Source organism: Parapedobacter tibetensis, assembly GCF_024704835.1.
GTDB classification, from domain to species: domain Bacteria; phylum Bacteroidota; class Bacteroidia; order Sphingobacteriales; family Sphingobacteriaceae; genus Parapedobacter; species Parapedobacter tibetensis.
In genome coordinates this window covers 219,242-244,553 of the sequence record NZ_JAMXBE010000001.1, presented here as the reverse complement: position 1 = coordinate 244,553, position 25,312 = coordinate 219,242, and the positions used below count along the sequence as shown (strand labels likewise).

The following is a 25,312-nucleotide window of genomic DNA, read 5'->3' as shown; positions in this document are numbered from 1 at the left end:
CTCCTTGATCTCACCATGTATTAAAGTCACGCAATAATACGAAATTTTGATGATTCTATAGCCTATCTCACATCTCACACCACATATCTTCTACTCCACCGACACCCTTATCCCCGCGCTGTGGCTACTGAATTCTGGTGCATACATACACTGGATGGTACTGATGCCATTGGAGAAATCCCCTGCTTGTGACACGAACACCGGATACTCAAACACATACGTCCCTTTACGCAGGTAATCGAAGAAAAAGTTGGTGGAGACATCTTTGGTGCTTTCATAGTAGCCCAATCCGCCTTGATAACGGTATCCGCTCAATACGTTGATTGGTTCAAAGCAAGCTGCCCGCATATCCTTCAAGTGCACGTATTCCATATCGCGGTCTACACGGAGTTCGATGCGAATTTTCACCTTGTCACCTACCTTCAGCGCATTACCTTCCGTGATTTCAGTGAGTACAGGGCCACTGTCCGTATTGCGCTCGATGTAAAGTTGTTTGCGCAGGCTGAGCGGGGTTTCTGCGGATGTGATCTTATCGAGGTTTTCGAAATATTGCCAATACACAGCTCCCCAAGCGACACCCTCGTTGACGACTTTATCTACCTTTACGGTAATATTGCCCATATCTTGTTTTACGGCATCGCCTTCAAAACGCTTCTTGAAATACCCTGTTCCGGCCTCGGCCTTCACTTCGGTGGAGCTTATATGTTCCTGCCCCAGGGTGATATTTACAATGGGCTCGTTGGCCAACCAGTCGCTGCCCTGCAACAGCAACGCATAAATGGCATCTGCGGTGGCTTTGGTGGTATTCCAGTGTTGGGTTTGCTTTTGCTTGAGCAACCATACCTTCAGGTCATCTACGGCTTGGGTGTTTTTGCCTATCTCGGCAAAAGCCTCTACAAGCAGTGCTTGAGCTTCAATGGGGGCCTCATGCCACCAATAGCCCCGTGGCATGGATTTCCAGTACATGCCCATTTCCTCGTGTTGGATGGAGGTTTCCCGTAGGGAGGCCATGATATCAGCAGGTGTTGAGTCCTCGTTGTTGGAGCGATGGAGCGCCAAGGCGATTTGGCCTTTGAGGTAGGGGTTGAATTGGGCCCAATATGTTTTGGCTTGAGCTTGGTAGTAGCCAAAAGCCTTGCGACTTGCTTCCGGCAGGGGTGTGCTGGCAAAGAAGCTGCGCATATATAGGTATTGCACATGTGAGTACCCGATTTGCTGATCATCGAGTTTTGCCTTGCGTTCCACCAATTGGTCGTAGTCAACCTTAATTTGTTGATCAAGGTAGGGGAGAGCCTTGTCTATGATTCCCTTGGCCACAGTGGTATTTGCTGCTTCAACACCAAGATGTTTCAGACGTGCAATCCCCGTTATGATATATTGGGTGATGTAACGGTTGCTTTGCATGCCCCTGAACCAAGGGAAGCTTCCCTCCGGCAGTTGCATTTCAGCCAGTTTGGTTAGGTTTTGTTGCAAGCCCTGCGCCAGCTTGTGGCTGTCAAAGAGCAAGGCTATCCGACGTTTCTGCTCACTTTCATTTTTAGCTTCCATCACCCATGGTGTCTCTTCAAGCAGCGCGGATTTTAGTTCTTGGTTTTTCTCCAGGTTAGACAATAGCGCCGTTGTATCGCTTTCTCGCCATTGATCAAATATGGCACTTACTTTTGGCGATTGCGCCACAATATGTGCAGCCAGTGCATTGGCATAGAAGCGGTTGAATACCTGTTCGGCGCATTCGTAAGGATATTCCATCAGGTAAGGTAGGGCCTGTACAGCATACCATGCCGGATTGCCGGTGAACTCCACGGTAAGGGCGTGGTGTGATAAGGTATTGCTTTCCGGATTCAGCAATTTAGGCAGCGTGAATGATTTGCTTTCATTGCCCCGCACCGGCAGGGGCAATGTTTCGGTTACCAGCATCCGGTTGGTGATGACGGGTAGTGTGTTTTCCTCACCGTCGGTAAAATTGCCTGCTTTGGCCGTGATGCGGACCACTACCGGTTCAAAATGACCATTAGGGATCTGGAGTGCCCAACTCACAGCGGTGCTTTGGCTTTGCCGTGCCGAAAAATTCTTTTCTGCCGTGTCGTCAATAAAACTAGTAGTGATGGGTTCCAGGGTGGTGGCATCTAGTATTTCTAAGCGAGCCGTTCCCTGTATTACTTGTTCGCCCAGGTTGCTAATTTTGGCGCTGATATGGATATCATCACCTTGACGCAGAAACCGAGGCAGGTTGGGCATCACCATCAAGTCTTTCTGAGTTTTCACCCGGCCTTCCAGATAACCCGTTTTCCAGTCTTGGGTATGGGCAAAGGCCATCATCTTCCATTCGGTAAGTGCCTCGGGAATGGTAAATTTGAAGGTTACGCTGCCCGCTGAATCGGTGCGTAGCTGGGGTAGAAAGAAGGCGGTTTCTTGGAGATTTGTACGCACCTGTGTGCTGGTCAGCGGATCTGCTTCAATGTTTTCCTCATTTTCGGTAGGTGGGGGGGGTGTGCTCCCATCTGATTGGTCTTTTCCGTAACCCATGATCACCGCTTCACTCATTGCAGCCTCCTCCTTGGCAGCGCCAGCGGGTAGGGCCATACGCTGTTCGGTTGGAGTAGCCATGCCTCTTATCATCATCCCTGTCCCGCTTAGCTGGCGTAGATGCCGTCCGAAATCATACAGCCGGTCGTATATTTTGGTATATGACGTGCCAGAGCGGCTCCAGTTGAGTCCGTCTTTCCATTCGATGCCATCCTTACTACCAAAACCGTATTGGGTATTCCAATAGTTGCCCAACAGATTGTCGGGCGAAAACCGATCCCAGCGCCATTGATGTGGCTTGAATGCATCCAGTGAGGCATCATACATCCCTGTAAGCAGTTCAGCAGCCACGTTGTCTTTTTTGTCTCCTTTGACGGTTAGTGTCCACTCTTCCTGTTCACCGGGCAATAATTTATCGCGGTGCGTGGCCCATTCCAATTGGAGGTCACGATTTGACCAAGGTACTTGGACTTGGTGTTGCGCGGTATATACGCGGTTGTTGTATACATAAATCCACTGGTAGGCTATGCCACCGCGGTCGTTTTCGGTGATGGGTTGTTCGATGTGCTGCCGGTCGCCTATTGGGTAGGGCAGTGTGTTGGCCGACTGCGTGCGGCTTTCAAGCAGGTAAGCGCCTTCATGCCCCGCCTTCACTGATAACTCCAGCTGATCGCCTGGTTCATATCGCTTTTGGTTGGTATGTACGAGCAAGGTGCGTTGTGGCAGACTTTTCCCCGATGGATCTACTAAATATGTGTATTTTCTTTCCGTGATTTCATTGCCCTGTTTGTCTTTGCCTTTCAATTCCAGTACATACCAGCCTTCTTCTCCCCAGGCCGACTGGGGGATAGTCACCTGGCCATCCGCTGTAGTGGTAAAAGAAGTCTCGTAGGCCGTTTCACCCTTTTCCCAATTCAGGTAGTTCGATTCCTCTTGGTATTCGTCGTCCGGAAAGGCATTCCGGTATTCCTGTTCGGATAATACGAATTGGTCAGGTTTTTCCCATAAGCGCTTGCGGAAGATTTTTTCAGGAAACCGCAGGGGAGCCACGTTTAGGTGCAGTTGCGCGGGCGTGAATACACCATTCATATTCTGCGTGTAAGCCGTAAGGGTCAGCTCCTTGCTTTCGATGGTTTCATCTACTGCGGCTATGATTTGGAGGGATCGGTACCCAACATGAAGCTGTTGGCTTCCACTCCGCGTTTCACCACTGATATCCGTCACATCGGCATGTATCTGATAGGTAAAAGTAGGTAGCGTTTCGGGGTTGATGCTACGGTCGGGTATAGTTTCAAAGGTCACCTCAAAAGTGCCATCAGCTTTGGTTATTGCAGTTCCGTTGGCGATTTCCATTTCTTGGGATTGAGGTTGCCCCCAACGGTAATAGGCCCAGAAATAGGGGAAGCGCGTTTGCCTCACCACCCGGTATTTGACCTCGGCACCATCAATATTGTTGCCCGCATAGGCTTTGGCATGAGCCTTTACAGTTAGTTGTTCATTGAGGGCATAGTTGCCTTTTAAGGTGTCGAACTCCACGAAGAATTTGGGGCGCTTGTATTCTTCCACGGAGAAAGCGACAGACCCATGCTCCTCTTGAATGCGCATTTCACCTGTGAGGCCAGTTTCGGGAGCTATAAAGGAGCCTTCAAACGAACCAAATTCGTTGCTTTTTGCATTGGTGGTAGACACGACTTGGCCGTTAGCATCATATAAGGTTACCTCGGTTTTACGGTTAGGCAGTACGCGGTTTTTCTTCCCCTCGTTGATGCGTTCCACCATAATGCCTTTAAAATAGATGGTTTGTCCGGGGCGGTAGATGGCCCGATCAGTAAAAAGGAATGTACTGCTATGGGCTTTTGGTTCATCGGCATTGTCACGATAACGATATAAATGGACATCGGCCCTCAGGGTGTCTGTCTCGGCGATGAGGGTAATGCGGTTTATTCTGGTATATTGCCTGTCTCCATTGGGAATGGTTGATTTACCCTCCTTGTCAGTTGTGTTTTCGGCCAGCTTGCTATATACGTTTATTTGCTTTTCGGCATCCCACCGTTGCTCCCAATACTGTGCCTTGGCATGGGCAACAGGTTTCCCAGTTTGGCGATCAAGAACGTAGAGCCAGTCCTGTTTCCCGCCAGTATTGCTTATCAAGCTGAGGCGCGATACCTGAAAATCTATCAAGTGTATTAGGCTATTGTCTTCACCCAAATCCAGATTCGGCAAATCCCCCGAGTTTGGGCTGACCGTAGCAACCAGTGCATAGCTGCCTGCAGGCAAAGCGTCCACTTTGATTTCGGTATGATGTGTTTCCATGTCGGCAGTTCCCGGCAGTGATTGTTCCCAAGCCTTTACTGGTGCCAACGCTTGGAGTGCCTGCCTGGTTGCTTCCCTTTCTTGATCATTGCCCCTACGAAATTCAAACCCTATGGGTATCTTATAGAGGGATAAGTGGATTTTATCTACATTCCGATAGGTAATCAGGGCTCTGATATTTTGCTTAGGAATGTTCACCTCTTCTACCTTAAGGGCGATTTCCTTCATCTGAATCTGGTTGAGCAACTCGGTGGCATGGGCAGCGCCCTCCGTATCAGGATGCTGCGCAATAATTTGTTCCAATTTCGCTCGGAGAGCCGGTACATCCCTTTTGCCCGACTGTTGGGTTCCGGAGCGCATCGGTATGGGCCCATCGGTAGGGGAAACACCATTCCCATATTGTTGCTGCACGATGCGGAAAGACACTTCAGCTGATGCTGGATGCTTACGATATTGCTTTTCAAGCCTAAACAGGGCATCTAGATACAGGCTGTCTTTGTGCGGATTTACGGAATGCGTATGTACGAATTGCAAGCGATGCAGGTCGGCATCGATGAGTGCATCGGGTTCCTTGTCGTTGAGATGGAAGCTAATGATTTCCTGATAGAGACTCAGCGCTTTGAAGTGCAGGGCATCTGGGTCGGCAGGTTTTACCCTCACTTCGCTAAACCGTTGGGCAGGTTCAAACCACAGTGCGCCATCCACCTGAAATCGGTATGCCGGGCTTATCACGTCCTTTTCATCATCCTGGAAAAATTCGATGGCTCTGAATACCAGGAAATCATATAAGGTGGGACGCAGATGCCGGGTATTTTTTCCTTCAGCAAGAATGGGCATGTAGCGTTTTACGGGGATAGCTTTTAACTGCTCCCTTTCAGCAATGGAGGCGAGGTATAGTGTACTTGCTTTGTTGATGAAAGCCGGAGCATCCCATGTGGCGATATCCGTTGGAGCTTCCCCTTGGATGGGTGTACGGTTATATATCCTCCAGCGGTTCTGTTGAAAATATTGCCAATATTGCTCTGCGTTGATGCTTTGCCAAAGTGCTTTTTCGGAACCTTGGCTTTCTGTAATCAGCGAATCGACGAAGAGTAGGTTACGGATATCTGCGTTTTCCTGTATGCTTTCATCCACACCCATCAGGAAGATTTGGGCCTTGATGGCGCTGGCATTATCTTTTTTTTCTTTGGCCGCAACCAATACCTGGCGGGCAATTTTAGCAGCCGATTGAGGTAGACCTTTGCCCGTGAGGGAGTCTATTTGCCGCCATTCTTTTTGGAACGGCGTGTTTTCAGGGTGTTTTTGTGCCATGGTGGTGGTGACCATTGTGATTAGGATTACCGCTACGGAAAAGATGTTACGAATCATGGTGTGTCTATTAAAGGCCCTCAATGTTGTTGTACAAACTTAACTAAAAAATGCTTGATAAACTGTTATCATAACGCTAAGTGGTACACGGATGCTACAAGGAATAAAATTCCATAAAAAATACCTCGTATGGATATTGGAAAATGCAGATTCCGACACTTATGTCAAGATTTGTGCTTTGGCAGGGGAAGAAATAAATTTTGAAAACACCCCGCCCTTCGGTATATTCGCCTTGAGACTATCGAAAACTGGGATGTGTTGGGCCGTCACAGCGTATTGGTGCCGTTCTTGGTCAGGTAAGTTATGATGATTCCGAAGTCTACGCTGTTGGGTCGTTTTTATTGGCCGGTGGTGAGGTTGTCAAAATGGCTAAAAAGCCATATAAAGTATCGAGATAGCATATGAGTTTGGCATTACAAGCGGCGTTAGCCTTTATTCCGATTTTACTAGCGATGGTCTTGTTGGTAGGATGTAGGCTGCCAGCAAAATACACTATGCCTCTGGTCTTATTTGTGACGGCTTGGATCGCCTTTCAATACTGGGATATGGGGGTAGCACATATTGCTGCGTCAACAATTCAAGGGCTGTTCATCACCTTCGATGTGCTGTATATCATATTTGGGGCCTTATTGCTACTTTCTGTATTGAAATATTCTGGGGGTCTTGCCAGTATCCGTTATAATTTCACACAGATTAGTCCGGATAGGCGGGTACAGATCATTGTTATTGCTTGGCTTTTTGGATCGTTTATAGAAGGGGCATCTGGCTTCGGTACACCCGCCGCCATCGTGGCCCCATTGTTGGTTGCTTTAGGCTTTCCGGCGTTGTCAGCCGTTGTCATCGGGTTAATGGTTCAAAGCACAGCCGTGACATTTGGTGCGATAGGAACACCTGTATTGATCGGGTTGAACAACGGACTGACAACTGGTTTTGCCAATCCAGATGAAAAGATTGCGTTTTTACAAGCTGCTACCGCACAAATAGGCATGATACACGCCATTATTGGAACATTTATGCCATGGCTAATGATTGCGACGACCATATTCATATTCGGCCGAAAAAGTGATTGGAAAAAAATAATAACGATTGCCCCCTTTGCCATTTTTTCAGGATTGGCATTTACCATACCCTATGCTTGTACCGCTATTTTCCTTGGCCCTGAATTTCCATCGCTTTTGGGGGCCATGATTGGGCTTGTCCTTGTCGTTATCGCGGTGAAATATAAATTCTTGATTCCAGCGGACAACTGGGATTTTCCTGAGAAGAAAAACTGGCCGAAAACATGGTCTGGCAAGGTGCAAGTGGAAGAAAAAGGGTTAATTACGCCATCGGTAACTATTTATAAAGCATGGATGCCCTATGTGCTTGTTTCGATATTATTGATCATCACAAGGAAGCAAAATCTAGGGATAGGAGATTTTCTTAACAACTTGAATGTATCCTGGCCAGTAATTTTCGGAACTTCCATATCCGCTTCTTCTTCTCCTTTGTATTTACCAGGAACGATGCTCATATTAGCAGCAATTGCTGCCATGTTAATCCACAAAATGCCTGTCACCAATTTTCGGAAAGCATTTAACGAGTCAACTTCAATGGCGATGATGGCTGCATTCGTATTGGTATTTACCATTCCCATGGTAAGGATTTACATCAACTCAGGAATAAACCCACAAGGAATAGATAGCATGCCAGTGGCACTAGCTGATTGGACTGCCGCCAAAGTCGGTGCGCTATGGCCCCTAGTGGCACCATCGGTAGGAGCTTTGGGCGCCTTTATTGCGGGCAGCAATACCGTCAGTAATTTAATGTTTGCTGAATTTCAGAATAGCATTGCAACAAAACTTGACATATCAAATGTCATTATCGTATCACTACAAGCGGTAGGGGCGGCAGCGGGAAACATGGTTGCGATACATAACGTGGTAGCTGCTTCAGCGGTGGTGGGGCTGATGGGCAAAGAGGGCTACATTTTAGGGAAAACCATTATTCCTACTATCTATTATGTTTTAGCAGCCGGAATCTTGGGGATGGTGTTAATCTCCTCAGGTTAAAAGATCCCGTAACTTATAAACCAATTAACCACTAACATAGCCTTAAGCCTACCTCCCAAAATCATCCTGTACCCTTACGATGTCATCTTCGTCGGAAGGATTTTCGGTATTCGTATGTTGCCAAATTTCGGCCAGTATACCCCACTCGTCCAAACCAACAAGACGATGTCGCTCCCCTTGATTTAACCGGATAATATCGCCGGGATTAAGAATTTGCAATTCATGTTCCTCATCCGTATCACTAGTGACCACACCAACAATGCCGCGTACCACCTGCCAAATTTCTGCACGGCGATGGTGGTATTGCCAGGAAAGACGCTTGCCTGGGGCGACGATAAGGATTTTAGGGCTGAGTTTGCCCGATATCTTAAGTTCTTGGACATCGAGTCCGTTGAAATAGGTATTGGCGAATTGTTGGGCCTGTGATTCGTCAATCACGAAAAACCCACCCCATGGGCGGGTTTGATCTTGCTGCACAATTTGGAACCCTTGTGCGATAAGGACTCCTTCCATTTCGTTGAAAAGCGATGTCTTTGCTTGGTAATTCATGGTTTATACTTTGAAACGGCTAATATAAAATAAACCTGATAGGTTTCAAAAAAACCTGTCAGGTTTTGTTTGGAGATGTGTTCGCTTTAAGGAACGCATTATTTTTTTCGTTGGCAGGGCAGTCGCACCCTTTTGAGCATGTTTTCTCTCCTTTTAAAGACTGCTTTGTCCTTCGGTAAACATACACCAAGGCCACACAGAATAGTACAGCGATGCCGATATATTGAATAATCGTAGCGTCCATAATACGTTATTTTAACAACTGGTATGCCAGTAAAGCTGCAAAATACGCAAATCCGGTCATAAATGCCAACTGTATAAACGTCCATTTCCAAGAATTTGTTTCTTTTCTGACAATAGCAATGGTACTCATACACTGCATGGCGAATGCATAAAACAATAGCAATGATATGCCTGAAGCAAAGTTGTAGGCCGGACGGCCGATATTTTGGTTGATTTCACCGGCCATCCGCGAGCGGATGGTTAGCTCATCATCCGAGTCCCCCAAGCTATATACAATAGCCATGGTGCTAACGAACACTTCCCTGGCAGCAAATGAGGCAATCAGCCCGATTCCCATTTTCCAATCATAACCCAGCGGTTCAATAAGGGGTTCTATCGACCGGCCCATTACCCCGAGGAAGGAATATTCCAATCGTTGCGATTGTACCTCGTTTTCGAAATCTTTACCATGTAGCGCTGGATTTTCCATCCGTACAATTTCCTCAGCATTGGTAAACCGCTCACCAATGCCGAATGATCCCAATACCCATAAGATGATGCTAATGGCCAGAATGATTTTACCGGCTCCCAGCACAAATCCCATGGTCTTGTCCCAAACGTTCAACAATACATTCCGTACCACGGGGTATTTATAGGTAGGCATCTCCATGATGAGGAAGCTTTTGTAGTTGGTTTTCATCAACAGCTTCAATAGCCAAGCGCTCCCCAATGCGGCCAATAAGCCTAAAACGTACATGCCAAACAAAACCCAACCCTGTAATTCGAATCCCAAAAATTGAGATTCAGGTATGATGAGCCCAATGATAATGATGTAAATCGGAAGCCGGGCCGAGCAAGTCATAAAAGGGGTAACCAAGATGGTAATCAACCGTTCCTTGTCATTTTCAATGGTTCGGGCTGACATGACCGCAGGGATGGCACAAGCCGCGCCAGACATCAACGGTACGGCACTTTTGCCACTGAGGCCAAAGGGGCGGAGCCACCTATCCATTAAATATACCACCCGGCTCATATACCCCGATTCTTCCATCAGTGAGATGAAAATAAAGAGAATAGCAATCTGAGGGATGAAAATAACGATTCCGCCGATACCAGTAATGATGCCATCGGTAATGAGTCCGTTAATTGGCCCGTCGGGCAATAATTCGCCCGCACTAGTAGCTAGCCATGCAAAGCCGTTCTCAATGCCATCCATGAAGGGGCCAGACCAGGTGTAGATTGCTTGGAAAATCAACAATAGTAAGGTGAAGAAAGTCACATACCCCCAAAAAGGATGCGTCAAAAACCGATCTAACTTGTCTGTAAAACTGGCTTGCTCCTTTGAAGAATCCTTCATCAAACCGTTAAAGGCCATGTCAATCGCCGCATACCGATCCATCGTTTCACGGATTTGCAGGCTATGACGATTGATTTGGTGCGTGTTTTTTATCTCTTCGATGCCATTTGAGTATACAGCGCTAAGGTGATTGCTATGCTTCTGCGAAAGATATAACCAAGCTCTGTAATTGTTGTCCATCTCCAAAAGTGTTTTGGCTTCAGCCACAGCTTCACCATACTCCTCGGGTACCTGGAAAATTGGCTCGTAATGCATGTGCTTTGCTGCCAATGCTACTTTGAGCTCTTCGATACCTTTTCCGGATCGAGCGTCAGTCAAAACAACCTTGGTGGATAAAAGCTTTTCAAGTTTGTCAGTATCGATGACGAGGCCGGCTCGTTCAGCTTCATCGATCATGTTCACTACGAAAATCGCCGGCAATCCCATTTCACGGATTTGCTGATAAAACAAAACAGACCGTTTCAGGTTGAACGGGTCGCCAATGACAACAACCATTTCCGGATGGTTGGGGTGAGTCTCATCGATAAGTACAGCATAAACCGCCTCTTCATCCAACGAAGAGGGATGGATGCCATATGCGCCGGGCAAATCGGTAAGTTGGTATTTCGTATGCTTAAAGGTAAAGCTCCCCGTCTTCTTTTCTACGGTCACTCCTGGATAATTTCCCGCTTTTTGCCTTAATCCGGTTAATCTATTGAACAACGTGGATTTTCCCACGTTAGGATTTCCAACCAAGGCAATTTTCATTTCCGTCATATTGATAAGGATTCTATTAAAATGAGGTCGGCTTCGGATCTGCGTAAGGCGATGGCATTTGGATTATCTTTGATACGAACACAGACTGGTCCATTGAATGGCAGCAGCCGTTTCATGGTGAGAACTACCCCAGGCAAAAGCCCCATTTCATAGACCTTGATGGGAATACTGTCTGAACCGTACCCAATGATTGTGCCTGTTTCCCCCTGTTTTAGTGAGGTGATTGATTTATGCTGAACCATGGTATGCTATAAAAGAAAACAATCCTCAAAGGTATCAAATTTAGAATAAATCTAAATGGAGGTCTATAAATATTTTGGATTCCTAGCGAATAGTTTGCTTTTATATCCTGTTTTTTTTGCATATAATAGCAAATTAGCTAAGTTTGTTATTTACCTTTTAATCCCTATCAGCATTATGGCCGAACTGGACGTGCAAAACACGGCTTTCATGCAAGCGGTATCTTTTGTAAATCACACTAACCGCAATATTTTTCTCACCGGTAAGGCTGGTACAGGCAAGACCACTTTCCTGAGATACATCCAGAAGCAAAGCTATAAGAAGATGGCTGTAGCGGCCCCTACAGGTGTGGCAGCCATAAATGCGGGTGGTACCACCTTGCATTCCTTGTTTTGGCTACCTTTTGGGATGTATATTGAGGATTATGAGCTGGCATGGAACGATGACGATAGCCACATCTACAATCGACGCCGTTTGTTTGGTAAAGTGAAGCTGACCAAGCAGCGGCGTGCATTGCTACAAGAGATCGACCTATTGGTTATTGACGAGGTGTCCATGGTCCGTGCTGATTTGCTGGATGCCATAGACACTATCCTGAAATCAGTAAGGCGTGATGCTCGACCCTTTGGAGGGCTACAAGTGTTGTTTATCGGCGATATGTACCAATTGCCTCCTGTGGTGAAGGATAGGGAACGGGAAATCATGGGCAAATATTATCCCAGCCCCTTTTTCTTTGATGCCAAGGTGTTGCGTGAACATCCACCAGTATTATTGGAGCTCAAGAAAATATACCGGCAAAGTGAGCAAGTATTTATCGATATCCTCAACGATATTCGCAACAATTGTTGCTCACCCCAGCAGTTGGAGGTGCTCAACGGTTATCACAAATCTGATTTCGTGCCCACCAAGGAAGAACCCTATATTACCCTCACCACCCACAACCACCGTGCCGATACGATCAACAAAAGGGAGCTGGAAATGCTCCCTGATAAAGCTATATGGTTAAAAGCTATCGTGAAGGATGATTTTACGGAAGGTTCTTTTCCAGTAGATGAAGTAATGGAACTGAAGGTGGGGGCGCAGGTGATGTTCATGCGTAATGACAGCGGTGATGACCGGAGGTATTACAATGGGAAAATTGGCTTTGTAAAGCACATCGATGTAGATGATGCCGTGGTGACCGTGGGATTTCAAAATGGTGAGGAGGATGTACGGGTAAAACGTGAGGTGTGGGAAAACATCAAGTACAACTATGATAAGGCCGAAGACAAGATAAACGAAGAAGTGCTGGGCACGTTTGCACAGTTTCCCCTTCGGTTGGCCTGGGCGATTACCATCCACAAGAGCCAAGGGCTCACGTTTGACAGGGCCATCATCGATGCGGGCGCTTCCTTTGCTGCCGGACAGGTGTATGTGGCGTTGAGCCGCTTGCGTACATTGGAGGGATTGGTGTTACATTCGCGGATCCCATCGCATAGCATCCGCACAGATCACCAAGTAGCACACTTTTCTAGTAATACGGTGCCAGAAGAAGAGGCCGCTATACTATTGGCGGCCTCACAGCGCAATTACATCGGACATATCCTATTGAACGCATTTAATTGGGATCGCTTGATGGTAGCGCTGACGGCGCTGAAGACCGACTTGCCAGCACGAAACATAGCCGACCAGGAGGAGGCGTTTCTTGTTGCCCAAACGCTATACCAAGCTGGTGGAATGTTGCAGGATGTGGCCAATAAATTCAGGAACCAGTTAGATCGTTTACTCAATAAGTCTGCAAGTGCAGATTACCCCCAAATACATGAGCGTACAACCAAGGCAGTGGAATGGTTTCTACCCAAGATAGATACCCAATTGATAGCTACCCTTGAAACACACATCAAGGCCTGGGCCATTAAGAAGCGGACAAAACGATATGTAGAGGAATTAAAGGATTTGTTGGTAGATATTAAGCGCAAAAGGGAGCAATTACGGCAGTGTGCTACCATTTCCGAGGCGCTAGCGAAAGGCGACTCCTTACAAAACGTCATGGCAAAAGCTGAGCAGTTCACTACCATAGTCATAAGCCCAGATGAACTGCCCGATAGTTCCGCAAAGCGGAAAACTGTAAAAGGCGAAACGAAGCGGATCAGTTTTGAATTATTCAAATCCGGCAAGTCAGTGGGTGGAATTTCCAAGGAGCGCAGCTTAACCAAAGGCACCATCATTGGCCACTTGATTGATTTCATCGGCAAAGGGGTGGATGCCAGCCAATTGGTAGATGCACCAAAATTGGAAGCTATCCTAGCCATGTTGCGGAAATATCCAGGTAAATCATCCTCCGAAATAAAAGCCATGTTGGGAAACGAGGTAGATTACCATGAGATTCGTGTAGCGCAGGTTTCAATGGGGAAAATGCAGGGAGGAAAGCCGTCATCATTATCGGAAACCGCGTAAACAGAATGGCACAGGTCTTGCTAAGTAGGAAGCACGCCTATTCTTTTTGGAAAGGATAGGGCACATGTCTACGGATTTCCGTATCTTTCGTGCCTTTATTTTTTGGATACCATAGTTGTTAGATGCAGCAAATTGATACTACGCTACCTTATGAATTAGTCTATTCGCTTTGCCAACATCCCTATTTGGGCTACTTGATAGAACCACACGTTGTGCAACTCAATCCCAATGGTGGGTATTCGTTGACACATCGACGCATTTTTAGTCATACCTCGACTGAATATGCTCGTGTATTGGATGATACCGATCTTAGGCTCATCAAGTTGCTGGATGAGGTTGAACAAACCAATATCATTAAACGCTACCACAAAAAACCGGTAAGACCTGTGGATTTCTTTTCCAAGTTTTTTGATAAGAAGCTTTTTGAATACATACGGCCAAAAATTGAGATGCGCTTACTGCAGGCATTGGAATTACTCAAGGACAAACCCCTGTTTCTTATGGGCAAGGATGGGTATGCTGCCGAGCAGCAGCTTGAAATAGCTCCCCAGCCAGCTTCCGTGCTGTTTCATTTTAGACGCAATGGTGAAGAGACGCGTTATTTTCCCACCATCAAGTACAATGGACAGCGCACCGAGTTTATGTATAAGGATGCACAGGTGATTATCAACCAGCAGGCGTGGCTGCTGCTTGAAAACGTGCTTTATCATTTTGACGAATCGTTGGAAGGGAAAAAGCTCTCGCCGTTCCTGCAAAAGCGCTACATCTCGGTAGGTCGTTCAACGGAACGCAAGTATTTCGAAACGTTTGTACGTGGACTGATTGAAAAACACCACGTCTACGCAGAAGGTTTTGATATTGAAACGCACCAGCACAACGCGGTGCCTGTGTTGAAATTGCGCTATGTGGAAAATGGCACATCGCAACTGCAATTGAATTTTCGCTATGGCCCATACCTCTTCGCTTCGGGTAGTGAAAATAAAGTGACTGTAAGGTTGCAGTATGATGAAGGCACTGATCATTATACCTTCCACCGCATCAAACGTTCGCTGCAATGGGAAGAGAATCGGATGCAGGAATTGTTGAGCATGGGATTGCAAAGAACTAGTGCACTTTTCAGTGACCTTGAACCACAGCCTAATGGGATGGATAGCATTTCGGTAATCGACTGGCTCCGTAACAAAAATGAAGATTTGCAGCATTTAGGTTTTGAAATAATACAGGAAGACCCGCACAAGCGGTTTTTCTTCGGACAAACCGAGCTGGATCTTTCCATCAATGAAAACAATGATTGGTTTGATGTACAGGCGATTGCCCGCTTTGGGAATTATGAAGTGCCTTTTACCCAGTTGCGCAACCATATCCTCAACTATATCCGGGAATTTGTACTGCCCAATGGCGAAGTGGCCATCATTCCTGAAGAATGGTTTGCGGAATACAACCATCTTTTCCATTTCTCAGAAAGTAAAAAGGGCATCAGGTTGAGTAAACACCATATCGGCTTACTTAGTGACCTCACGGAACATACTAATCTGACCATGGACCGTAAACTGGAGCGGCTGATAGATTTTAATGAGATAGCAGATATCAAGGAGCCCCAGCAATTTAACGGTTCGCTTCGGCCGTACCAAAAGGCGGGATACAATTGGTTCCATTTCCTGCAAAAATACCACTTCGGTGGATGTTTGGCAGATGATATGGGGCTGGGAAAGACCATCCAAACGCTCGCATTGCTCCAAAGGCAAAAGGAAACCAGGATGGCGGAGGAAGGCACATTCACTTCGCTTATCGTCATGCCCACTTCCTTAGTGTATAATTGGCAGAACGAAGCAGATAAGTTTGTACCTGAGTTGCGCGTATTGGTACATACAGGTATAAGCAGGTCAAAAGATCCGATAATATTTGCAAGCTATGATTTGGTCATTACTACGTATGGTATCGTCCGTAGCGATGAAGAATTGCTTAAATCATTTTATTTCAACTACATTATCCTTGACGAGAGCCAAAGCATTAAGAACCCGGTATCGAAATCATTCAAAGCCGTAAAAAGCCTTAAAGGCAAGCATCGGCTGGTGTTGAGTGGAACACCGGTGGAGAATTCGGTGGCAGATCTTTGGTCGCAGATGGCATTTCTCAATCCAGGTTTACTGGGCAGTTACCATTATTTCCAACAAGAATTTGTACAGCCCATAGAAAAGAAAAAAGATGAGGAAAGGGCGAGGAGACTGCAAGCGATGATCAAACCCTTTGTGTTACGACGGACCAAAAGCCAAGTGGCAACCGAACTGCCTTCCAAATCCGAACAGGTGTTTTATTGCGCGATGGGCATAGAGCAGACCGAATGTTATGAACGTGTAAAATCTGAATACCGCAATGCCATACTGGAAAACCTGGGAGAAGAAAAGACCAAAACACCGCAAATAGCGTTATTGCAGGGATTGACCAAGTTACGCCAATTGGCCAATCATCCAAGGATGGTGGACAATACGTTTAAAGGGGAATCCGGCAAATTCGAAAGCGTAATCCACACACTTGAAAATGTACTTCAACGCGGAAATAAGGTATTGGTGTTTTCACAATTCGTTAAACAATTGGTGATTTTCAAGCAATATTTCGATAAGCATGATATTGGATATGCCTATTTGGATGGCGCCACCAAGAATAGGGAAGAAGTGGTCAGGCAGTTCCGCCAAAACGAAGATACCCGTTTGTTCCTCATTTCCATCAAGGCCGGTGGGGTGGGACTCAACTTGGTGGAAGCCGATTATGTGTTTATCCTTGACCCTTGGTGGAATCCGGCTGTAGAACAGCAAGCTATAGATCGCACCCACCGCATTGGCCAAACACGCAATGTGTTTATCTATAAATTCATCACAAAAGATACCGTGGAAGAAAAAATATTGGCTTTACAAAACCGTAAGAAAGTCATTGCCGATACGCTGATCACCACCGAGGAAAGCTTTATCAAATCACTTACACAGGACGATATCAGGGAACTGCTTGGTTAAATTGGTTCATGTAAAGAACGCCTCCAAGCCCTTTTTCATCCGAGCCACGGTCTCTTCCCGCCCCAATAGCGCGGCAATATCAAAGACATGCGGCCCGAATTTGCCACCCACAAGCATAATACGGAGAGGCAACATCAGTTCACCCATTTTCATGCCCGAGGCGTTGATGGCCAGTTTATAGAAACTTTCCAGCTCGGCGCTATGCCAGGGGTCAAAATTTTCCAATTGCGCTATCATGTCCGTGAAGAAAACCGTCTTTTCATCATTCCATTTGGGCTGTACGGCCTGCAGGTCGTAGTGTTCAGGGCGTACGAAAAAGAATGAGGCCTGTTCCCAAAAGTCGGCAATGAAGGTCAGTCGTTCCTTCACCAACGCCAATACTTCCCTGAGGTACTTTTCGTCAACATCTAATATGCCATTAATCGCCAATAGGCTGTTGATTTGTGGCAATAAGCCACTGTATTCAATCCGTTTTATCCATTCATGGTTGAACCATTTGGCTTTTTCGAAATCAAATTTCGCACCGGCCTTGCTGATGCGATCCACCGAAAATTTCGTTACCAACTCATCGAGCGTGAAGAGTTCTTGCTCGGTGCCATCGTTCCAGCCGAGTAAGGCTAGCATATTCACAAATGCTTCGGGGAGGAATCCCATTTCACGGAATCCCTTGGTTAGTTGCCCGGTTTTGGAATCCTGCCAATTCATGGCATACACTGGGAAACCTAGCCGGTCGCCATCGCGTTTGCTAAGTTTGCCGTTGCCATCAGGCTTAAGGATGAGCGGGAAATGCGCCCATTGTGGCATCAAGTCGCGCCAGCCAAGGTATTCCCACAACAAGATGTGTACAGGAGCCGAAGGTAGCCATTCCTCACCACGGAAGGTATGGCTGATGGCCATTTGGTGGTCGTCTACCACTACGGCAAGATGGTATGTGGGCATCCCATCGGCCTTGAGCAGTACTTTGTCATCTACCAGCGAGGAATCAAAGGTCACCACCCCTCGGATCATGTCTTCGAAACTGATGGTTTCGCCAGTGGGCATTTTGATGCGGATGACATGAGGATGGCCATCGGCCAAGAACCGTTGGGTTTCTTCATCCGATAGACTAAGGGAATTACACAACTGTAACCGGTTTTCATGGCTGTATTTGAAGTTGGGGTGCAGTTTGCGTTGGGCTTCCAATTCTTCAGAAGTATCGAAAGCATAGTATGCGTACCCATCAGCCACGAGTTGTTCCGCGTATTGGCGGTAGGATGCTTTCCGCTCGCTTTGCCGATAAGGGCCGTAGTTACCCCCATGCACAGGGCTTTCGTCTGGTTCTATTCCGCACCATTTGAGGCAATCGAGGATGTATTCCTCAGCCTCTAGTACAAAACGTGTTTTGTCCGTATCCTCTACGCGTAACACGAAATCGCCCCCATGATGCTTGGCAAACAAGTAATTGAATAACGCTGTGCGTACGCCACCCAAATGCAAGCCACCTGTGGGGCTCGGCGCAAAGCGCACCCTTATTTTTCTATCGGTATCCATGCGGCAAAGATAAAAAATACATAAGCCGAAACCGGCATTTAAGTCGGAATTATGTATTTTGGCGAAAATTAAATTAGCGTTAACAAGGCAAATGAACCCTTATCAGTACAACCAGCAGCGATGGAAATTCACATTGCTAATATTTGCGGCCCTCATTGCGGCGGCATCGCTGCTCTATACAAATTATTTGGTAAGGAATCTTTCGAAATCCGAGCGTACAAAAGCCGAAGTGTGGGCAATGAGTACACGTAGCATTATCACCATGCCCGATGTTGATGATGAGATGATCACTTTTATTTATGCTGTCCGTGATAGCCTTTCTTTACCAGCTATCATCGCAGATTCAAGAGATAGTATCATTTATTGGCGCGATTTAGACTCCACCAAAGTCTTAGATGATAATGGTGATAAAGATTTGGTATATGATCCCGCGTATTTCAAAAGGCAGTTGGCCATCATGAAAAAGAGTCATCCACCTATCATCATCAACTTGCCGAGTGGCGGTCAATGGTTTGTCTATTACAAAGATTCTTTGCTGTTGAACCTATTACGCTTTTTCCCTTACGTGCAGCTCACATTGATTGCCATTTTTCTTGGCATTGCCTACACGGTGTTCAACTCAATCCGCAAGTCTGAGCAAAATCTGGTATGGGTGGGAATGGCCAAGGAAGCCGCACACCAATTGGGCACTCCCATATCCTCGCTCATGGCTTGGCTTGAGTTGGTTCGTGCTAAGTTTGACGCGGAGGAAGACCCCCTGCTTACGGAAATGGAAAACGACGTAAAACGGTTGGAGGTGGTGGCAGACAGGTTTTCGAAGATTGGCTCAACGCCCGTTTTACAGGGCCATACCCTATATAAAGTAGTGGTTGATTTCGTTAACTATTTTAAGGTGCGCACCAGTGATAAAATCGTTTTCAATGTGTCCGGAGATACCAAAGCGCAAGCGATGCTCAATGTGCCGTTGTTTGATTGGGTGCTCGAAAATTTACTCAAAAATGCGGCCAATGCTATTGAATCGGCAGGGAGGATAGACATTGTTATTTCAGAAAATATTGCAAAAGAGCAAATTTTTGTAGACATTAGCGACACAGGAAAGGGTATTCCCCGGGCAAAATTTGATGCTGTTTTCCAACCAGGATTCACCACCAGGAAGCGGGGTTGGGGTTTGGGGCTGAGCCTCACAAAGCGGATGATAGACTACCATAAAGGACAGATTTTTGTAAAGGAATCGGAAATAGACAAAGGAACCACATTTAGAATCATTTTACCAAGTAACCAAACGTATGAACCCGCTCAAATCTGACGAATACCCGGCGATATATACCGCCTACATTGATACCGTTATCGCTGACGTGACGGAATTGCTCGATGAGCAGATTGAAACATTTCCCGAATTTCTGGCCAACATCCCCGCGGGAAAATCTGAATATGCATATGCTGAAGACAAATGGACCATCAAGGAAGTAATCGGACATGTGATTGATACCGAACGAATCATGGCTTACCGGGCATTGCGCTTTGCGCGCAATGATACAAAGGAGCTACTTGGTTTCGAACCGGAGGATTTTGTGGCCTATGCTCGCTTCAACGATCGGTCGCTGGATAGCTTCTCGGAAGAATTTGTATTGGTGCGTAAATCAAACTTAATACTATTTAAAAGTTTTAATGACCATGAATTGGCCCGAAAAGGGCTTGCCTCAGAAAGACTGATCAGTGTAAGAGCTTTCATGTATATTATTGCGGGCCACCTAAACCACCACCGTAACATTATCCGCGAAAGGTATCTCAATGAATGATAACATGATATGGCTGAACAAACCATCGGTAGCCGAACTGAACACACGGTTTGATAAGAATTTGGCGTCTTTATTGGGTATCCGCTTTTCAGCCATTACCGATGATACATTATCAGCTACAATGCCAGTGGATGAGCGGACACACCAGCCTTATGGCATCCTACATGGTGGAGCATCAGTCGTATTGGCTGAATCATTGGGTAGTGTGGCATCCAATTTGATCATAGACAGTGATCAGTTTATAGGGGTAGGTTTAGAAGTGAATGCCAACCACCTCCGGCCAGTAAAAGACGGACAAGTAACCGGGATATGTTCCCCACTTCATTTGGGAACAAAAACACATGTTTGGGAAATCAGGATATACGACAAAAGAGGCAAAATGAATTGTATAAGTAGGTTGACAGTGGCTATCGTGCCAAAAGTACAAACTACTTAAAACTTTTTTGCGTGTCATTTGTAGTTAAGGTATCTACAAAACCATTTCCATGGTTTTATGATACGGTTTAGGTGTAGGAAATGCCCTGATACTTTCGGGGCGTTTCCTATTTAGCTCTTCGACCACTGCCTCCGGCCCCAATCACTGACCTCCGACCCACGATCACCATTTAATTAAACAACCGATTGCATGATTTTTTTTGTTTCAATTGTTGATTTTATTTTATAGTCTTGTAAAAGCGTATAAGGCAGCACGATTCCGTAGCCGAATACCGTTAAACAAATTAACTACTAATCCAAATGAATGTAAACCCTGCTACCCCTAAATCTACAGTAGGCCCTATGATTATTATAGGCACCCTTTTTTTTATCTTTGGCTTTGTCACCTGGCTCAATGGCCCGTTAATCACGTTTGTGAAGCTGGCTTTTAACCTGGATACATTTGCCAAGGCCTTCATGGTCACCACGGCATTTTACATGGCTTATTTTTTCTTGGCACTGCCCTCTTCCTGGATATTGGAGCGGACGGGGATGAAGAAAGGGATGGCTTTGGGACTGTTTGTGATGGCGATAGGTACCTTTATATTTGGAACCTATGCCACGCAGCGTAATTACAATATTTCGCTTGTCGGACTCTTTGTTATCGGTTCAGGTTTATCGTTGCTGCAAACGGCGTCGAATCCTTATATCAGTATTCTAGGGCCGATCGAGACCGCCGCACGCCGTATTAGTATCATGGGAATATGCAACAAATTGGCCGGTATCCTGAGCCCTATTGTCATCAGTGCATTGGTGTTTCAGGGAGTGGGAGATTTAGAGACGCGCGTAGCGGAAGCATCATCGTATGAAGTACAAGAAGGCATCCTCAATGAGTTTGCTGCCAAAATATATATGCCCTATATGGTAATGGCCGTAATATTGGTGCTACTAGCAATATGGGTAGCCAAATCCACGTTGCCTGACATCAATGCTTCCGAGGTAAATGCAGAACCGGTAGGTAAAGCCGTGGGGGCCAAAGAAAAAACCAGTATACTACAGTTCCCACATTTGCTGCTAGGCGCACTCTGCATCTTCCTGTATGTTGGTGTGGAAGTGATGGCTGGCGACGCGATTGGTGCGTATGCGCAGGGTTTCAATATCCCTGCTGCTGAAACTACTATTTATACATCCTTCACATTGGGGGCCATGTTAGTTGGGTATGTTATCGGCCTATTCACCATCCCAAAAATCATCACACAGGGACAAGCTTTGAAGATATCTGCCATCTTAGGCATTGTATTTACCGCGGGAGCTTATTTTACTACGGGATATACTTCGGTGGTGTTCGTGGCGCTTTTAGGCTTGGCTAATGCCTTGATATGGCCGGCCATTTGGCCATTGGCCATTGAAGGTCTGGGCAAATTCACAGAAAAAGGTTCCGCATTGCTGGTAATGGGAATTGCGGGAGGCGCCGTCATCCCCCAATTATTTGCATCATTTAAAGACAAGTTCGATTTTCAGTTGGTCTTTTTAATATTGATGGGACTATGCTACCTCTATATCTTATATTATTCCGGTCCCGGTCATAAGACGGGCAAGAGACAAGCATAAACAGCGGTTAAGGTAGTTGTGCCTGTTTTTCCTGCACCACGTTGATCGGTGCAGGAAAACAGGACTTTGTGAAACAAATCGTCAATGATGTAGTCAATCTTGATAGGCCAGACAGTTAGTTAAAATCAACGTGATTTTTGAGAACATCTGGCTGTGTCATTCAATAAATGACAGTGATTAAACGCACCATTGGGAAGAGATAGTATTAGGGGTTTGTCAAAATTCGGTAATGTTGAAGTTTTTGATAATTTTTAATCGGCATTGTACAAGTTGCACAAAAGATATTTCATAACTTCGAACCATTGTAAACAATATAACAAGCAATAAATCATTCCAATGAAACCTGCATAAGCTGCCGCTCACAAAAATGAATAACAGTGCATGCAAGCTTCATTACCATCTAAAAACAATTGTAATGAAAAAGCGTTTATTTACTTCGACAATCATTGCCGCGGTAGTCACCTTGGGGTGGCAGCCCACACAAGCCCAATTGAAGCTGCCGCCAGCGAGCAGTTCGCAAACCATCACCCAAAGTTTGGGGATTAGCACGGTTACACTTGCATATAGCCGCCCCAATATGAACGGGAGGAAAATATTTGGAGGGTTGGAACCTTATGACAACGTATGGCGTACCGGGGCGAATAACATTCCAATCCTTACTTTTGATAGTGACGTGACCATTGCGGGCACCAAGGTGGAAGCCGGGACCTACGGATTACTTACCATACCAGGCACCAATGAGTGGACGGTTATCTTTAGCAAAAATAGCAAGCAATGGGGAGCTTATTCCTATAAGCAAGACGAGGACCTTTTCCGGTTTACGGTTAAACCCGAACGGTTGGCGAAACCTGTGGAAACCTTTACCATGGATTTTTCGGACGTAAAACCCCAAAGTGCGAAGCTAAACATCGCTTGGGAAAACACCAAGGTAAGTTTCGATTTGGCGGTTGACCAAGATACCGAAATCATGGCATCCATCGATGAAGCCATGAAGGGTGAAAAGAAACCTTATTTCCCGGCAGCACAGTATTACTTCAAGAACGGTAAAGATCTGACTAAGGCATTGGAGTGGATTAACGAAGCCGAAAAGGCAAGTCCACAGGCTCCCCATGTCAAGTACTGGAAAGCTCAGATGCAATTGAAGGCAGGAGACAAGAAAGGTGCGATTGCAACAGCCCAACAAGGTGCAGAGTTGGCAAAGCAGGCCAACAATGAAGAGTATGTAAAGCTGAATGGGCAGGTGATCGCGGAAGCGCAGAAATAAAAACAACAAACCTCATAGGTTTACCCCGTGCAGTGACCTGTGCGCAAACCTATGAGGTTTTTTAATTCCCTATATCGAAGCATTGAGTAGCTCTTCCAGCTCCTCGTGGCTGATATTCATGTTTACATTGCCATCCTTGGCAAACGAAATCTCACCGGTTTCCTCGGAAACCACCACAGCCACGGCATCACTCACTTCGGTGACCCCGATAGCGGCACGATGGCGCAGGCCAAAATGGAGTGGCAAATCCTCACTATCTGAAAGCGGAAGCACACAACTGGCGGTTTTAATCTTGAAGTCGACAATGACCACTGCCCCGTCATGCAATGGGCTATTTTTTTGGAATATACTTTCGAGCAGACGCTTGGAAAGCTGGGCATCAATGTATTCACCGCTGCTTTGGTAGTATTCCTCATCAAAGTATTTAGAGAAAACAAGCAGCGCACCGGTGTATGATTTAGACATGCTCCTACAGGCATCGATAATGGGTTTGAGGTGCGCTCGGTTATCCTGATCGGCAGTCTTCTTGTTCACGAAGATAGACCACAGTAGATTTTTTCGCCTTACAGATATGTTCTTACCGATATGGATAAGAAATCGTCTGATTTCCTGTTGGAAAACCACGATGAGCGCAATGGAACCAACACTGATGAACCCCCCGAAAATCTCGGTGAGTAAATGCATGTTGAATTGCCTTACGATGATATATATCACATAGATGAGCCCTAAGCCAATAAGGATGTTGACAGCAATGGTGCCACGGATAAGGCTGTATATGTAATAAAGGATGATAGCCACCAAAATGATGTCAATCGCGTCCAGCAATCTTATACTGAAAAAGCTGAGGTCAAAGCTCTCCATAATCCACGCAATTTAGCAAATTTTTGGCCCAAACCTAACAGGTTTCTAAAACCTGTTAGGTTTTATAGCTTCATCATGGATGGAACTGAAATCGTCAATTAGCGAACAACTGCGTATAAAACTTTTTTATCTAAGTTTGCAAAAAGTAATTCCCATGGCAAGACTTTCTGTAAATATCAATAAGATAGCAACACTCCGGAATTCACGAGGTGGAAACAACCCAGATGTGCTCCATGCGGCATTGGCGTGCGAACGATTTGGCGCTCAAGGCATCACTGTGCATCCACGCCCGGATGAAAGACATATCCGGTATCAGGACATATATGATCTGAAGGCAAATATCAAAACGGAGCTGAACATAGAGGGAAATAGCCGCGAGGAGAAGTTTGTCAGCTTAGTGCTGGATACCCGACCGGCTCAGGTGACCCTAGTGCCAGATGACCCTGGTCAATTGACCTCAAACCGCGGCTGGGATACCATCAAGCATCAATCCTACCTCCAAGATACCTGTACACTGTTTAAGGAGGCAGGTATACGTGTATCCATTTTTGTAGATCCCGATCCTACCATGGTGGAAGCTGCTGCAAAAACAGGTACCAATCGTATAGAGCTATATACGGAAGCGTATGCCAGCGGATATCACCACGACCGGGAGCAGGCCATCGCTCCTTATGTAATGGCTGCAGAGGTGGCGCAACAAGCGGGATTGGGGCTCAATGCCGGACATGATCTCGATCTGAATAATCTCAAGTATTTTAACCAACATATACGGGGATTGCTGGAAGTAAGTATCGGACATGCGCTGATTGCCGATGCGCTTTATTTAGGACTAAAAGAAACTATCAAACAGTACCTCAGTAAATTACATTAACCCTGCCTTATATACGAAAAAAACATACTAATTTTTTAGTTTTAAAATATTTTGTTTGTATATTTGGTTAGACGTTTTACTAAACGATAGTTGTTCCGATAACAGATTCTTTGTGCCGCCATTTAATTTAATAGCC

General features: G+C 46.0%; 15 protein-coding genes. 9 read left to right on the top strand and 6 right to left on the bottom strand.

Annotated features, from left to right (window positions below; translation table 11 throughout):
- Positions 1–90 precede the first annotated feature (90 nt).
- Positions 91–6,207, bottom strand: coding sequence for an alpha-2-macroglobulin family protein (locus tag NF543_RS00930; protein WP_257666205.1), 6,117 nt, complete (start codon positions 6,205–6,207; stop codon positions 91–93).
- Between the two features lie 401 nt (positions 6,208–6,608).
- Between NF543_RS00930 and NF543_RS00925 the strand changes: the two genes are divergently transcribed.
- Entirely contained in the window at positions 6,609–8,258 is a 1,650-nt protein-coding gene (locus tag NF543_RS00925) for an L-lactate permease (protein ID WP_257666204.1), read from the top strand.
- Between the two features lie 48 nt (positions 8,259–8,306).
- On the opposite strand, the gene NF543_RS00920 is transcribed toward NF543_RS00925, so the two are convergent.
- The 3 genes from NF543_RS00920 to NF543_RS00910 form a co-directional block, all read right to left on the bottom strand.
- Positions 8,307–8,807, bottom strand: coding sequence for a cupin domain-containing protein (locus tag NF543_RS00920; protein WP_257666203.1), 501 nt, complete (start codon positions 8,805–8,807; stop codon positions 8,307–8,309).
- Between the two features lie 250 nt (positions 8,808–9,057).
- The gene (gene feoB, locus NF543_RS00915; RefSeq protein WP_257666202.1) at positions 9,058–11,142 is read right to left on the bottom strand and encodes a ferrous iron transport protein B; all 2,085 of its coding nucleotides are present in this window, start codon (positions 11,140–11,142) and stop codon (positions 9,058–9,060) included.
- On the bottom strand, positions 11,139–11,384 hold the full coding sequence (locus tag NF543_RS00910) for a FeoA family protein (protein ID WP_257666201.1): 246 nt from the start codon (positions 11,382–11,384) through the stop codon (positions 11,139–11,141). Before NF543_RS00910 ends, feoB begins: the two co-directional genes overlap by 4 nt.
- A 175-nt stretch (positions 11,385–11,559) precedes the next feature.
- Between NF543_RS00910 and NF543_RS00905 the strand changes: the two genes are divergently transcribed.
- Positions 11,560–13,818, top strand: coding sequence for a helix-turn-helix domain-containing protein (locus NF543_RS00905; protein WP_257666200.1), 2,259 nt, complete (start codon positions 11,560–11,562; stop codon positions 13,816–13,818).
- 122 nt (positions 13,819–13,940) lie between these two features.
- Complete coding sequence (locus tag NF543_RS00900) at positions 13,941–16,826, top strand: DEAD/DEAH box helicase (protein WP_257666199.1); 2,886 nt, start codon at positions 13,941–13,943, stop codon at positions 16,824–16,826.
- 6 nt (positions 16,827–16,832) lie between these two features.
- Here the strand turns inward: NF543_RS00900 and gltX are convergent, their stop codons facing one another.
- Positions 16,833–18,356: a glutamate--tRNA ligase gene (gene gltX / locus NF543_RS00895; protein WP_257666198.1), complete on the bottom strand. Its 1,524-nt coding sequence runs from the start codon at positions 18,354–18,356 to the stop codon at positions 16,833–16,835.
- A gap of 91 nt (positions 18,357–18,447) precedes the next feature.
- Between gltX and NF543_RS00890 the strand changes: the two genes are divergently transcribed.
- From NF543_RS00890 to NF543_RS00870, 5 genes are all read left to right on the top strand, one after another.
- Positions 18,448–19,662, top strand: a complete 1,215-nt coding sequence (locus tag NF543_RS00890; RefSeq protein ID WP_257666197.1) for a sensor histidine kinase — start codon at positions 18,448–18,450, stop codon at positions 19,660–19,662.
- Positions 19,643–20,155, top strand: coding sequence for a DinB family protein (locus NF543_RS00885; RefSeq protein WP_257666196.1), 513 nt, complete (start codon positions 19,643–19,645; stop codon positions 20,153–20,155). The genes NF543_RS00890 and NF543_RS00885 overlap by 20 nt, the downstream gene beginning before the upstream one ends.
- A gap of 4 nt (positions 20,156–20,159) precedes the next feature.
- Positions 20,160–20,591 carry a hotdog fold thioesterase gene (locus NF543_RS00880; RefSeq protein WP_257666195.1) on the top strand — a complete coding sequence of 144 codons (432 nt, stop codon included), beginning with the start codon at positions 20,160–20,162 and terminating at the stop codon, positions 20,589–20,591.
- Positions 20,592–20,890: 299 nt separating this feature from the next.
- Positions 20,891–22,180, top strand: a complete 1,290-nt coding sequence (locus NF543_RS00875; protein WP_257666194.1) for a sugar MFS transporter — start codon at positions 20,891–20,893, stop codon at positions 22,178–22,180.
- Positions 22,181–22,595: 415 nt separating this feature from the next.
- A complete protein-coding gene (locus NF543_RS00870; RefSeq protein ID WP_257666193.1) occupies positions 22,596–23,444 on the top strand; it encodes a DUF2911 domain-containing protein in 849 nt (282 codons plus the stop codon).
- A gap of 69 nt (positions 23,445–23,513) precedes the next feature.
- On the opposite strand, the gene cdaA is transcribed toward NF543_RS00870, so the two are convergent.
- Complete coding sequence (cdaA, locus tag NF543_RS00865) at positions 23,514–24,305, bottom strand: diadenylate cyclase CdaA (RefSeq protein ID WP_257666192.1); 792 nt, start codon at positions 24,303–24,305, stop codon at positions 23,514–23,516.
- 154 nt (positions 24,306–24,459) lie between these two features.
- On the opposite strand from cdaA, the gene NF543_RS00860 reads away from it, so the two are divergent.
- The gene (locus NF543_RS00860; RefSeq protein WP_257666191.1) at positions 24,460–25,176 is read left to right on the top strand and encodes a pyridoxine 5'-phosphate synthase; all 717 of its coding nucleotides are present in this window, start codon (positions 24,460–24,462) and stop codon (positions 25,174–25,176) included.
- Positions 25,177–25,312: the final 136 nt, after the last annotated feature.

What these genes read in the sequence shown, in the direction of transcription:
- NF543_RS00930 (WP_257666205.1), bottom strand. Translation starts at nt 6,207, where the DNA reads ATGATTCGTAACATCTTTTCCGTAGCGGTAATCCTAATCACAATGGTC.
- NF543_RS00925 (WP_257666204.1), top strand. Translation starts at nt 6,609, where the DNA reads ATGAGTTTGGCATTACAAGCGGCGTTAGCCTTTATTCCGATTTTACTA.
- NF543_RS00920 (WP_257666203.1), bottom strand. Translation starts at nt 8,807, where the DNA reads ATGAATTACCAAGCAAAGACATCGCTTTTCAACGAAATGGAAGGAGTC.
- feoB (WP_257666202.1), bottom strand. Translation starts at nt 11,142, where the DNA reads ATGACGGAAATGAAAATTGCCTTGGTTGGAAATCCTAACGTGGGAAAA.
- NF543_RS00910 (WP_257666201.1), bottom strand. Translation starts at nt 11,384, where the DNA reads ATGGTTCAGCATAAATCAATCACCTCACTAAAACAGGGGGAAACAGGC.
- NF543_RS00905 (WP_257666200.1), top strand. Translation starts at nt 11,560, where the DNA reads ATGGCCGAACTGGACGTGCAAAACACGGCTTTCATGCAAGCGGTATCT.
- NF543_RS00900 (WP_257666199.1), top strand. Translation starts at nt 13,941, where the DNA reads ATGCAGCAAATTGATACTACGCTACCTTATGAATTAGTCTATTCGCTT.
- gltX (WP_257666198.1), bottom strand. Translation starts at nt 18,356, where the DNA reads ATGGATACCGATAGAAAAATAAGGGTGCGCTTTGCGCCGAGCCCCACA.
- NF543_RS00890 (WP_257666197.1), top strand. Translation starts at nt 18,448, where the DNA reads ATGAACCCTTATCAGTACAACCAGCAGCGATGGAAATTCACATTGCTA.
- NF543_RS00885 (WP_257666196.1), top strand. Translation starts at nt 19,643, where the DNA reads ATGAACCCGCTCAAATCTGACGAATACCCGGCGATATATACCGCCTAC.
- NF543_RS00880 (WP_257666195.1), top strand. Translation starts at nt 20,160, where the DNA reads ATGATATGGCTGAACAAACCATCGGTAGCCGAACTGAACACACGGTTT.
- NF543_RS00875 (WP_257666194.1), top strand. Translation starts at nt 20,891, where the DNA reads ATGAATGTAAACCCTGCTACCCCTAAATCTACAGTAGGCCCTATGATT.
- NF543_RS00870 (WP_257666193.1), top strand. Translation starts at nt 22,596, where the DNA reads ATGAAAAAGCGTTTATTTACTTCGACAATCATTGCCGCGGTAGTCACC.
- cdaA (WP_257666192.1), bottom strand. Translation starts at nt 24,305, where the DNA reads ATGGAGAGCTTTGACCTCAGCTTTTTCAGTATAAGATTGCTGGACGCG.
- NF543_RS00860 (WP_257666191.1), top strand. Translation starts at nt 24,460, where the DNA reads ATGGCAAGACTTTCTGTAAATATCAATAAGATAGCAACACTCCGGAAT.